At 44.9% G+C, this 11,991-nt stretch carries 9 protein-coding genes and 1 tRNA gene; 7 read left to right on the forward strand and 3 right to left on the reverse strand.

The features are described 5' to 3' along the window. The first annotated feature begins 109 nt into the window (after nucleotides 1-109). Nucleotides 110-1,882 (forward strand): asparagine synthase (glutamine-hydrolyzing), encoded by a 1,773-nt coding sequence (gene asnB, locus COP04_RS07615; protein WP_100487421.1) that lies wholly within the window; start codon nucleotides 110-112, stop codon nucleotides 1,880-1,882. Between the two features lie 72 nt (nucleotides 1,883-1,954). Here the strand turns inward: asnB and COP04_RS07620 are convergent, their stop codons facing one another. Continuing rightward, on the reverse strand, nucleotides 1,955-2,185 hold the full coding sequence (locus tag COP04_RS07620) for a DUF378 domain-containing protein (RefSeq protein WP_100487422.1): 231 nt from the start codon (nucleotides 2,183-2,185) through the stop codon (nucleotides 1,955-1,957). Nucleotides 2,186-2,424: 239 nt separating this feature from the next. Here COP04_RS07620 and COP04_RS07625 point away from each other — a divergent pair, with 239 nt between their 5' ends. Both COP04_RS07625 and COP04_RS07630 read left to right on the forward strand, forming a co-directional pair. Next, complete coding sequence (locus COP04_RS07625; RefSeq protein ID WP_100487423.1) at nucleotides 2,425-3,780, forward strand: glucose-6-phosphate isomerase; 1,356 nt, start codon at nucleotides 2,425-2,427, stop codon at nucleotides 3,778-3,780. Between the two features lie 172 nt (nucleotides 3,781-3,952). After that, nucleotides 3,953-4,246 carry a YggT family protein gene (locus tag COP04_RS07630; protein ID WP_100487424.1) on the forward strand — a complete coding sequence of 98 codons (294 nt, stop codon included), beginning with the start codon at nucleotides 3,953-3,955 and terminating at the stop codon, nucleotides 4,244-4,246. Nucleotides 4,247-4,317: 71 nt separating this feature from the next. On the opposite strand, the gene COP04_RS07635 is transcribed toward COP04_RS07630, so the two are convergent. Together COP04_RS07635 and COP04_RS07640 are read right to left on the reverse strand one after the other, a co-directional pair. Beyond that, the gene (locus COP04_RS07635; protein WP_100489586.1) at nucleotides 4,318-4,989 is read right to left on the reverse strand and encodes a YdeI/OmpD-associated family protein; all 672 of its coding nucleotides are present in this window, start codon (nucleotides 4,987-4,989) and stop codon (nucleotides 4,318-4,320) included. A 101-nt stretch (nucleotides 4,990-5,090) separates the two neighbouring features. Further along, nucleotides 5,091-5,163, reverse strand: a tRNA-Ala gene (locus COP04_RS07640). Nucleotides 5,164-5,396: 233 nt separating this feature from the next. On the opposite strand from COP04_RS07640, the gene COP04_RS07645 reads away from it, so the two are divergent. The 4 genes from COP04_RS07645 to COP04_RS07660 all read left to right on the forward strand — a co-directional run bounded on the left by COP04_RS07645 (nucleotide 5,397) and on the right by COP04_RS07660 (nucleotide 11,931). Further along, nucleotides 5,397-6,821 (forward strand): amino acid permease, encoded by a 1,425-nt coding sequence (locus tag COP04_RS07645; RefSeq protein WP_100487425.1) that lies wholly within the window; start codon nucleotides 5,397-5,399, stop codon nucleotides 6,819-6,821. Between the two features lie 414 nt (nucleotides 6,822-7,235). After that, nucleotides 7,236-8,648: an amino acid permease gene (locus tag COP04_RS07650; RefSeq protein ID WP_100487426.1), complete on the forward strand. Its 1,413-nt coding sequence runs from the start codon at nucleotides 7,236-7,238 to the stop codon at nucleotides 8,646-8,648. A 183-nt stretch (nucleotides 8,649-8,831) separates the two neighbouring features. Continuing rightward, nucleotides 8,832-11,027: a transglycosylase domain-containing protein gene (locus tag COP04_RS07655; RefSeq protein ID WP_239984801.1), complete on the forward strand. Its 2,196-nt coding sequence runs from the start codon at nucleotides 8,832-8,834 to the stop codon at nucleotides 11,025-11,027. A gap of 331 nt (nucleotides 11,028-11,358) precedes the next feature. Then, on the forward strand, nucleotides 11,359-11,931 hold the full coding sequence (locus COP04_RS07660; RefSeq protein WP_100487427.1) for a TetR/AcrR family transcriptional regulator: 573 nt from the start codon (nucleotides 11,359-11,361) through the stop codon (nucleotides 11,929-11,931). Nucleotides 11,932-11,991 lie beyond the last annotated feature (60 nt).

An 11,991-nucleotide genomic window follows, 5' to 3' on the forward strand; every position in this document is an offset into this window, starting at 1 on the left:
ATGATTTTGTTCTTTTGAATGATAAACTTAGTTATTGGCATGGCCACATTGTTTATGGGGCGCCATCATTTACTGCGAATGCTGGCAGTACTGAAGGGGGACGTTTATTATGTGCGGATTTTGCGGCTATATTGCAAATAACAATGATCTTGAACCGGGAAACAATGAGCAAAATGCGATGACCGCACGTGCGGATATGATCAATCATCGCGGTCCCGACGATGCGGGCTATTATACCGATGATCAGGTACAGCTTGCCTTCCGCAGGCTGAGCATTATTGACCTGGCGGGCGGCCATCAACCGCTTCCTTATGAGAATGAACGCTATTACATCATCTATAATGGTGAAGTTTATAATTATGTGGAACTTAGAAATGAACTGATTGAAAAGGGGTACACATTCAATACGACTTCAGATACCGAGGTCATCGTTGCTCTGTATGCGGACCGGGGAGAGGCATGTGTTAAATGTTTTCGCGGCATGTTTGCCTTTATTATTTGGGACAAACAGGAACGAACGTTATTTGCCGCCCGTGACCATTTTGGCATTAAACCATTTTACTACATGCAAAAGGAAGATGGGATTTTCTTCGCATCTGAAAAGAAAAGCCTGCTGATCGACGAGGATAAGCACCCCGTGTCCAAGCAGGCACTTCAGTATTATCTTACTTTCCAATTTGTCCCTGAACCCTGTACTCTTGCGGAAAATATTAAAAGCCTGGAACCGGGACATTATCTGCTTAAGAAAAACGGGGAGCCGTTGCAGAACAAGGCTTTCTGGGAGCCCGCTTTTGCACCGGTGAACCAGACGCTTGATGAAGCGAAGAAAAAGATACAGGATGTGCTGATTGACTCTGTGAAAATGCACATGAGAAGTGATGTGCCGGTCGGCGCTTTCCTGTCAAGCGGCATTGATTCGACAAGTATTGTCGCGCTTGCCAAACGTTTTAATAAAAATATCAAAACGTTCACGGTCGGTTTTGCCAGCAAGGGGTACAATGAGATCGACATTGCCCGGGATTCGGCAGAGAAACTCGGCGTCGAAAACTATGCGCTTGAAATCTCACCTGAGATGTGCATGAAGGAGCTGCCGAAAATCGTCTGGCATATGGACGACCCGCTGGCGGATCCGGCGGCTATTCCAAATTACTTTGTTGCCCGCGAAGCCAGAAAATATGTGAAGGTTGTGCTCTCTGGTGAAGGCTCCGATGAGCTGTTCGGTGGCTATACTATCTACCGTGAACCGATCTCATTAAAATGGTTTGATGCAGTTCCGAAACCGGGGAAGGGATTGCTGCACGCATTCGCGTCCCGACTGCCGGTTGGCATGAAAGGGCGGAGCTACCTGCTGCGGGGGACAACGCCGCTTGCTGAACGTTATGTCGGCAATGCGTTTATATTTAGTGAAGAAGAAAAGAAATATGTGCTGAAAACTTTTTCTGAACAAACACCGTTTACAGATATCACGAATCCAATATACAGACAGGCGTCAGAGAATAACAAGCTTGACCAGATGCAGCTGGTAGATATTGAAACCTGGCTGCGCGGGGATATACTCGTGGTAGCGGACCGCATGACGATGGCAAATTCGCTCGAATTGCGCGTTCCTTTTTTGGATAAAGAGGTATTTGACGTCGCCCGGACGCTCTCCGCATCCCTCAAGACGGCGGACGGCACGACGAAATACGCATTCCGCGAAGCAATGCGCGGGATCGTTCCGGATTCAATCCTTTTCCGGAAAAAGCTTGGTTTTCCGGTACCGATCCGTATCTGGCTGAAGGATGAGATGTATGATTGGGCAAGAAAGATCATCAATGACAGTGAGACGGATAGCCTCTGGCGCAGGCTGAGCCTTAGTTGCGCTTATACTATAATCCGCTAAAATTTTATACTTTCTTATAGTATAAATAAAAAGATCCCCAATCCGGGGATCTTTTTTCATGGCGTGCGCTGCTTAGTGGGTTTCCGTTTCGCGCCTGTGTTCCAGTTCTTCGCTGGGCTTGAACAGCAACGTGAGGGAGTACAACGCACAAAGGCCGACAATACCGTAAATGATTCGAGCCAGCGCCGTATACGTTCCGCCGAATATCGCTGCGATAAGATCGAATTGAAAGAAGCCGATCAGTCCCCAGTTAATGCCTCCGAGAACGATAAGAGTCAGGCATGTTCTCTGCAAACCGCTCATAATCTTTCCTCCTTTTTAAACCGAGCTTATATGTCAGTGCAGACTTAGGTTGCCTTGCAGGACAATAATTATGCATCTTTTTTTAAAACATTTTTTTACTGCTGCCCGATAATTATTGTCATAATTGTGAAATCGGTTCCATCCCAGAATTATCGGCTATTCACGACTTGAATTTATCCGTTTTGTCTTGTACAGTTAAAGAGTGATAACTTCGTTCGATTATTGGAGGCAGAAGAATAATGGGTAAGAAAGTTGCTTTTGATTACAGCAATGCGCTTCCGTTTTTTGCGGAGCATGAACTGGATTACTTGTCGGCACAGGTTTCAGCTGCCCATAAAGCGATCCATGAAAAAACAATTGCAGGAAATGATTTTCTTGGCTGGCTGACCCTCCCGACCGACTATGACAAAGAAGAGTTTGCGCGGATTCAGAAAGCTGCTGAAAAAATCAAGAGTGATTCTGATGTCCTTGTTGTCATCGGAATCGGTGGATCCTATTTGGGTGCCCGTGCGGCGATTCAGACACTAAATCATTCTTTTTTCAACGAACTGAGCAAAGATGAACGCAAAGCGCCACAGATATTCTTTGCAGGGAACAGCATCAGTTCAACTTACCTGAATGAACTGTTTGATGTACTCAAAGACAAGGATGTTTCAGTTGACGTGGTTTCAAAATCCGGTACGACGACTGAGCCTGCTATTGCCTTCCGTGTTTTCCGCGAATTTCTTGAAAAGAAATATGGAAAAGAAGAGGCAAAGGGTCGTATTTATGCGACGACAGATAAAGCAAAGGGCGCGCTTAAAACACTCGCTGACAAAGAGGGCTATGAGAGCTTTGTGATTCCGGACGATGTTGGCGGCCGGTTCTCCGTTTTGACAGCAGTCGGCCTCTTGCCGATCGCTGCCGCAGGTATCGATATCAGCAGTCTGATGGAAGGGGCCCGGGACGCTCAGAACGATTTCAGTGAACCGGAGCTGAGCAAGAATCAGGCCTATCAGTATGCGGCTGTTCGCAATATTCTCTATAACAAGGGCAAATCCGTTGAAATGCTTGTTAACTTTGAACCGAATCTCCATTATTTTTCGGAATGGTGGAAGCAACTTTTTGGCGAGAGTGAAGGAAAAGATTTCAAAGGGCTTTATCCTTCATCCGGCGATTTCAGCACGGATTTGCACTCACTCGGTCAGTTTGTCCAGGAAGGCAGCCGCGTCATGTTTGAAACGGCAGTTCTTGTTGACGAACCGCGCAAGAATATAACGATTAAGTCTGAGGCGGAAAATCTCGACAATCTGAATTTCCTTTCCGGAAAAACGATGGACTATGTCAATAAAAGAGCTTCTGAAGGTGTCCGTCTGGCACACACGGACGGACAGGTGCCACAGCTTGTCGTAACTATTCCTGAATTGACACCGTATCATCTCGGTTATCTGATGTATTTCTTTGAAAAGGCTGTTGCAGTTAGCGGGTTCCTTCTTGGCGTCAACGCGTTCAACCAGCCGGGTGTCGAAGCTTACAAGAAGAATATGTTCGCTCTGCTTGGCAAACCAGGTTACGAAGATGAAAAATCTGCACTGGAAAATCGGTTAAATCACTGATCAGAAGTACTGTTTACCCACTTTTATCAGAATCAGAAAAAAGACTTTGCTATTTCCGGCAGAGTCTTTTTTTAATTGACGGAAAAGCGATAATCACTTAACATGGAAAACAGCAGATCAACTGACAGAGTGACTCAGAGATTAAGATTTATGCTGGAAAGGGAGAAGAAATGTGAAGGGGAAAAATTCAGGTATGCTTCCGAAACTGGTGAGCATCCTTCTGACTTTTATACAAATTATCATCACTTTATATATACTGCTCAAATTTTTTGGAGCGAACAATACGCCGTTTGTCAATCTGCTCAATGGGCTGAGCGAGCCGATTTTGCACCCTTTCACAGGCATTTTTCATCCGGTCGCCTTCAACAACCGTATACTGGATCTTTCAGCAGTTTTCGCCCTGATTGTCTATAGCGTTATCGGATTCGGCCTGCAGAAAATTCTGGCCGTTTTGCGACTGAAATGAGAAATAACAAATAAACTCTTGTTACAGAAAAAGTGAAAAACGGATCCGCTGCGGCGAATCCGTTTCGTTTTTTAAAGTGACCTGCGGTAGAGGTCTTTTGATTTAAATCCTTTATCCAGAATTATTTCCATCTCCGACAGGCGTTTTTCACGGGTTGTTTCATGCTTTGCACTGAACACATATCTTGCCCAGTCTTTTTGGTAACCGGGAGCCAGATTTTTATAAAAGGCAGCAGCTGTTTTTCCCGAAAGATAGAGCTCTATCTGAGGAATATAGCTGACATAGTCATCGGCGGACTGGTTGCTCGTTGAGTTTGATTTTCCCTTCCTGAATCCGGCCTCTTTCAGCCCGATGACGGTAAAAACCTCATCGAGGCTGATCATCCGGGCGAACTTAATATCACTTTTTCCAACATAGCCGTCTGAATTGACATTCAGGTTTGGAAATAGTTCATCACGGTGAATGGAATCGGGATAAATCTTATTTCCCTTTTTGGGATAAGCGATATACAGATAGCCATTTTTCTGCAGCCGGTCATGGCTGATTGTTTCCCGAACCATTTCTTTCAGCTCGTTGAGGGAGAAGACAAATGCAAAAATCAAGTCATATCTGTCTGTTTTTAAAACTTGGTCGTACTCAGCCAGATTATTAAAACAATCCATTTCAGACTTCGGGAGATTCATGATCGCGACTTTTTTGTATCTGTCCAGTTTCAGCTTCTCAATAAGTGACGAATTAGGCATAATGTTAGTTAACATCTGCTTTCCAAAAATAATTCATAAACTCCTGTAAAGAGAGCCGCACAACAGATACGTGCGGCTCTTCGAACAACAATTAAATTTTATGGAGCATAGGGGGATCGAACCCCTGACCTCTGCCATGCGAAGGCAACGCTCTCCCAGCTGAGCTAATGCCCCAGAAGCATATTCAAAATGCTTAACGAAAATATACTACCAGAATTCTTACTGTTCGTCAATATGAGAAACGAAATATTATATTTTAAAGAACTTTTTTATTAAATTCAAGTAATATGTCAAAAAACTTAACATGATGTATTGAAATCATTTACAATTCATTTATAATTAATGAATAAGCAATTTTTGTACAATTCAATTTAGTACTTATTTTACAATTCTTTGGGGGTCTGTTTATGAATGGAATATTTAGAACAAAGCCAATCAGCATGCTCTTGGATGAAACCAAGGGCAAACAAGGGCTGAAAAAGGCTTTGGGGGCTTTTGATCTCACTTTGCTCGGCATCGGTTGTATTATCGGTACAGGGATTTTTGTTCTTACAGGTGTTGCCGCAGCAAAACTGTCGGGTCCGGCTTTGGTGATCTCATTTGTTTTATCCGGTCTTGCCTGCGTTTTTTCGGCACTGTGCTACGCGGAATTCGCTTCAATGATACCTGTTGCCGGAAGTGCTTATACATATGGTTATGCAGGCCTCGGAGAAATTTGGGGCTGGATTATCGGCTGGGATCTGATTCTTGAATATGCAGTAGGTATTGCTACTGTAGCGATCGGCTGGTCCGGTTATGTGGTCAATCTGTTAAATAATATGGGCATCCATTTACCAACGGCACTTACACTCTCCCCTTTTGATAAGGGAGGAGTTGTCAATATTCCGGCGATGCTGATTATCGGATTAATCGCCTGGCTGCTGATCAGTGGGGTTAAAAATACATCCGGTTTGAATGGCGTCATTGTCATTATAAAGGTCGCAGTGGTTTTGCTCTTTATCGTGCTGGCTGTCTGGCACGTCAAACCGGGTAACTGGGTTCCATTTATGCCTTTTGGCTTTAATGGTGTTGTTTCCGGTGCGGCAGTGGTGTTCTTCTCCTATATAGGTTTTGATGCTGTATCGACCGCGGCTGAGGAAACACGCAATCCTCAGAGAGATATGCCAAGAGGCATTATCTACTCACTTCTGGTCTGTACCGCACTTTACATCATTGTTTCGGCAATCCTGACCGGAATTGTTAAATACACGGCTTATGGCACACCGGCCGGACAGGCGGCGCCTGTTGCTTACGCGTTGGATCAGATCGGCATCCACTGGGGATCGGCTATGGTTTCTGTCGGCGCGATCTGCGGGATTACATCCGTTTGCCTCGTTCTGATGTACGGACAATCGCGAATCTTCTTTGCTATGGCAAGAGATGGACTGCTTCCTAAAGTGCTTGGCAGCGTTGACAAGAAACATCAGACACCGAAACTCTCAACGATTATCGTTGCAACGGCTTGCGCGATTACTGCCGGATTTTTCCCAATTGGCCTTGTTTCTGAACTGGTCAGCATCGGCACGCTGTTCGCTTTCATCATTGTCTGCGCAGGGGTTATCGTTCTCCGCTACAGACGTAAGGATCTGAAGCGCTCGTTCAAGGCACCGCTTTTTCCATGGGTTCCGATACTTGGCATCATTTCCTGCGCGTATCTGATTACCGGACTTCAGCCTGCGACATGGATTCGCTTCGTTGTCTGGTTTGTGCTCGGACTGATTGTCTACTTTGCTTACAGCCGGACGCACAGTCTGCTGCAAATCAGCGCAAAGTCTGAGGAAAAAGCACAGTAACGCTGAAACAATATTCTTTCGGTTAACAAAAGTATGATTAATAAGCCTAGTTAAAAAGTCTTCCTTGCGTACTCAGCACAGGAAGACTTTTTATGTATTGGCCAAACTATTTTCTTTAAAAGCCCTTCTTTTTCATGAAAATACATCAAAAGGGTCGCTTCCCCATACATCAATAATTATTTTGCGGGCAAAATTTCAGTGAATAAAAAAACAGTGTCAGCTTCTTTAATAATATTTTTTCAAAAAAAAGTAAATGCAACCATGAATTCTATAGTAAAAATGATATATCTTCAATTTGTGTGTTAGAAAATATGACATGTTCCCTTGAAATTGATTTTCAATTATCTATAATTTTAATTGTTATAAATTTTCTTGCATTATTATTTAATCACTTTTATTGGGAGGCGGTTTTAAATGAGCGGTATTTTCTCTACCAAACCCATTGATACCCTGATCGGAGAAACAGAGGGCAAACAAGGTCTGAAAAAAACTCTGAATGCAGTTGACCTGACTTTGCTTGGGATCGGGGCGGTTATTGGTACAGGCATTTTCGTTTTAACCGGTGTTGCAGCTGCGCAATATTCAGGCCCTGCTTTGGTTATATCATTTATTTTGTCCGGTATTGCCTGCTTTTTTGCAGCTTTGTGCTATGCTGAATTTTCGTCGATGGTGCCTGTGGCCGGGAGCGCATATACATACAGCTACGCTGCACTTGGAGAAATATGGGCGTGGATTATCGGCTGGGATCTAATTCTTGAATATGCGGTGTCCATCAGCGCAGTTGCGATTGGCTGGTCCGGCTATGCAGTAACTCTACTGAAAAGTATTGGCATTAACTTACCGGTAGCTGTTACAGCTGCACCTGGAGCAGGTGGGGTAGTTAATCTGCCAGCCATGCTGATCATCGCATTGATTTCCTGGCTGCTGATTTCCGGTGTCCGCAATACTTCAAATTTAAACGGTGTTATCGTTGTTATTAAACTGGCTGTTGTTGTACTGTTCATTGTTCTTGCCGTATGGCATGTCAATCCGACCAACTGGCATCCGTTTATGCCTTTTGGATTTCATGGGGTTGTTTCTGGCGCCGCAATTATTTTCTTTGCCTACCTTGGTTTTGATGCCGTGTCAACCGCTGCCGAAGAAACCGTTAATCCACAGAAAAACCTGCCGAGAGGCATTCTTTATTCACTCTTGATTTGCACGGCTCTTTATATTATCGTGGCAGGCATTCTTACGGGCGTTGTTAAATATACGCAACTCAACAATCCCGCTCCTGTTGCTTACGCACTTGCAAAAATCGGTATTAACTGGGGTTCTGCACTGGTATCTGTCGGGGCCATCTGCGGCATTACTTCAGTGCTTCTCGTTATTACTTATGGGCAGACACGTATCTTCTTTGCCATGTCCCGTGATGGCCTGATTCCCGAGATATTCGGCAGAGTCAGCGAAAAGCATAAGACACCAATTACATCTACTGTTATCGTTGCTATTGTCACGATCATTGCATCGGGCTTCCTTCCAATTGGTATTGTTGCAGAGCTCGCAAATATTGGTACATTATTTGCCTTTATCATTGTTTCGATCGGCGTTTGGGTTCTGAGGTACAGACAGCCTGACAGAAAAAGAGCGTTCCGGACCCCTTGGGTACCTGTCGTTGTTCCGCTGGCCGTCCTGTCCTGCGGTTATCTTGTATTTAATCTCCAGGAGGCAACGTTAATTCGTTTCGTCGTCTGGTTCGCTATCGGCATGGTTGTTTATTTTGCATACAGCCGCAATCACAGTGAACTTCAGAAAAAGCTTGCGTCAGAAGATAAATCTGTATCCTGACATAATCCGGTTTCTAAATAAATAATATAGTGCATGCATCTCGCAGCCTCTTTCCAGCATAAAGCGGAAAGAGGCTGTTTTTTGTCCCATCCTGTCAAAAATTTTTGTAAAAAGTTGCGTCTTTCGATTTTTTTGGTAATGTGGAATAAGAAAATGCAAAGACTATAAAAGGATGTAAGATATATGAACTGGAATTGGTTGAAAGCATGGAAGAGCGGAGTGGAACATATGGACAGGAAAACCATAGCGATGTACTCGTTTAAAGTCGCCTACTTTGTGTTGGGTGCGATGATCGTCGGTCTGCTGTTCTATTTTGTGCTTCTTCTTGTCGGTAATCATTATACAAATGATAAAAAGATGGTCATGGGCCAGAGTTCGGTTGTCGTTGACGAACAAGGCCATGAGATCTCCAAGATTTATTCAGAAAACCAGGAACCGGTGTCGTTGAAACAAGTTCCAAAAAAAGTTCAGGACGCTTTTATCGCGACGGAAGACGCCCGCTTTTATCAAAATTCAGGCATTGACCTACGCGGAACATTCCGGGCTGTGGTGACAGATATTCTGTCCGGGTCAAAGGCGGAAGGCGGTAGCACGATCACACAGCAGCTTGCGAGAAATGCGTATCTTTCTAATCAGAAAACATGGTTCCGTAAGGCACAGGAAGCGGCCATTGCGATTAGCCTAGAGAGAAAGTACACTAAAGACCAAATTCTGGAGATGTATCTGAATCAGCTTTATTTTGGAAACGGAATTTATGGCATTCAAATGGCTTCGCGGTTTTTCTTTAACAAAGATGTCAGCCAGCTTACGGAGGACCAGGGTGCTCTGCTCGCAGCACTGCCTAAGGGTCCGAATGGCTATTCGCCGATCTTCTATCCGCAAAAGGCGCTGGAAAGGCGCAATCTCGTGCTCGGCCAGCTCCAGAAATACGGCTATATTTCAGCAAATGAGGCGGCGCAGCTGAAACGTCAGTCACTCGGGCTCAATGTGCACAAGATTCAAACGCATCCCGAATACGATACTTATATCGACATGGTTAAAGACGAGGCGGAACAGCGCTATCATATTAGTCCGGACGATCTGACCCGCGGTGGTTATAAAATAGTGGTGCCGATGAACATAGCCGCACAGACTGCTTCCTATAACGCTTTTCAAAATAATGCGTATTTCCGCGGCACAAATCCGAAACTTTCACCGCAGGGGGCTTTTACACTGATGAATAAGGACGGCGGTGTGATGGCAGTTCAGGGCGGACGGGATTACGTGAGCGGAAGCTATAACCATGTCAATGATCCGCGGCAGCCGGGATCATCATTTAAGCCGCTTGCAGTTTACGGTCCGGCACTGGACTCGGGCGGCTATCAGCCGTATTCTCTGCTTCAGGATAAGGAAGTCAGCTACGGAAATTATAAACCGACAAACTACAATGGCGTATACAGGGGGAAAATAACGATGTACGATGCCATTACGGTTTCGGAAAATGCCCCTGCTGTCTGGCTCCTGAATCAGATCGGGATCAATAAAAGCAAGAGCTATTTGTCGAAGATGGGTATCAATATTCCCGATAAAGGCCTGGCAATCGCGCTTGGCGGCTTGCAGCAGGGCGTAACCCCAATGCAGATGGCTTCGGCATACACGGCTTTCGATAATCAGGGCGTACAGTCTCAGCCATATTTCATTCAGGCGATTTACAACAGCCAGGGGCAGAAGATTGCTACGGCCCATCCGACAACAAAGAAAATATTTTCTCCACAGACAGCCTGGTATATGACGCGAATGCTGCAGTCGGTTGTTCAAAACGGTACTGCAGAGGTGGGCTACAGCCCGGTTTCTATTGCCGGAAAGACCGGATCAACAGCCTATACAAAGAACGGACTTCGTGACGCCTGGTTTGTCGGCTATACGCCGGACGCTGTTGGATCAGTCTGGATCGGCTATGATACGACCGATAAGAATCAATATCTTTCCGGCTCCAGTGACGATGCTGTGAGATTGTTTAAATCCGTTGTCAACAGCATCCCGGGCCAGTCAAAGCTCGCATTTGAGAAACCGGCCGGTGTCTCTGATCTGGATCAGCCGGTGCGTCTTGCACGTGTGACTAACCTGAACGTTCAGGGAACACTTGGAAAATTTGCGATGCCCGCGCTGAATCTCAGCTGGAGCGGATCGTCCGATAAGCGGATTGTCTACAAGATCTATTCAGAAGAAAACGGCAAAACGACGTACAAAGGCGAAGTGACCGGACAAAATCAATACCGGATTGATTTTGTCAATCCTTTGTCCAATGTAGCGTACTACGTGATTCCTTATAATCCGCAGACCGGAATGCAGGGGCCGGCTTCAGATAAAGTTGAAGTCAGGTGGTTTTCCCATCTCTGAGAGAGTACGCTGACCGTGAAATGAATCGCACAAAAAATAGCGCCTCGGCACGAAAACCGGGCGCTTTCCTGTTCAAAAATGAAAGGGACAGATTTTGCAGAGAACGAACGATTTCGGCAGCGCGAGACAGACCCTGATCGCTTCTCTTTTACTAAGGTTGTGTAAAGTTGAATGTTGGTTTCACTAGCGTTCTGAGAATCTCTTCTGTTCCAGCATTTTCAAATAAAAAAAGTGAATTAGATTTTCTTGCGTCCACTGTCGCACTGTGGTATTATTTTCTACGAAACGAAATGACCGATTTGTTCATTTGGTCAGAATATGGTGATGGAAAATGGCTGTCGATCGGAAAGAAAGCATTATTAAGGCTGCGGAAGAGACCTTTGCCTCGTTTGGCTATAAAGCAACGACAATGGATCTCGTGGCCCGGGTGGCAAGTGTTGGCAAGGGAACGATTTACACTTTTTTTAAGAATAAGGAGGAATTGTTCTATGAAATAATGAATCAGTTCATCCAGAAAGTGAAAAAAGTTGCAATGGGCGCCATTAAGCCTGAAGATTCTTTCTTTGAAAACCTGCACCGGGCGTTGTTCAGCGTGCTGGAATTCAGAAAGGAGCATCAGCTGACAATCAAATTGACTCAGGAAATCAAAGAGATCGGTACGATGCAGGCGAAACAGGCTCTGGGTGATGTCGAAGACGCAATTCTTGATTTTCTCGTGGATATTATTAAGGAAGCCGAGAAAAAAGGCGACATCAAACATTGCGATCCCAAAGTGACGGCATTTGTCATTTTGAAACTCTACATTGCGCTTGTTTTTGACTGGGAACAACGCCACAACCCCTTATCCAGTGAAGAGATTGCCGATTTGTTTGAACTATATCTGGTTAGAGGTTTAAAAAAATAGTATGCGGGCTGACTATTTTTTTAAACGAAAGTGACTAAATGACTGAAATAGTCATTTAGA

This window comes from Sporolactobacillus pectinivorans (assembly GCF_002802965.1).
GTDB lineage: Bacteria > Bacillota > Bacilli > Bacillales > Sporolactobacillaceae > Sporolactobacillus > Sporolactobacillus pectinivorans.

What these genes read in the sequence shown, in the direction of transcription:
- COP04_RS07645 (WP_100487425.1), top strand. Translation starts at nt 5,397, where the DNA reads ATGAATGGAATATTTAGAACAAAGCCAATCAGCATGCTCTTGGATGAA.
- COP04_RS07620 (WP_100487422.1), bottom strand. Translation starts at nt 2,185, where the DNA reads ATGAGCGGTTTGCAGAGAACATGCCTGACTCTTATCGTTCTCGGAGGC.
- COP04_RS07650 (WP_100487426.1), top strand. Translation starts at nt 7,236, where the DNA reads ATGAGCGGTATTTTCTCTACCAAACCCATTGATACCCTGATCGGAGAA.
- COP04_RS07625 (WP_100487423.1), top strand. Translation starts at nt 2,425, where the DNA reads ATGGGTAAGAAAGTTGCTTTTGATTACAGCAATGCGCTTCCGTTTTTT.
- COP04_RS07655 (WP_239984801.1), top strand. Translation starts at nt 8,832, where the DNA reads ATGAACTGGAATTGGTTGAAAGCATGGAAGAGCGGAGTGGAACATATG.
- asnB (WP_100487421.1), top strand. Translation starts at nt 110, where the DNA reads ATGTGCGGATTTTGCGGCTATATTGCAAATAACAATGATCTTGAACCG.
- COP04_RS07660 (WP_100487427.1), top strand. Translation starts at nt 11,359, where the DNA reads ATGGCTGTCGATCGGAAAGAAAGCATTATTAAGGCTGCGGAAGAGACC.
- COP04_RS07635 (WP_100489586.1), bottom strand. Translation starts at nt 4,989, where the DNA reads ATGCCTAATTCGTCACTTATTGAGAAGCTGAAACTGGACAGATACAAA.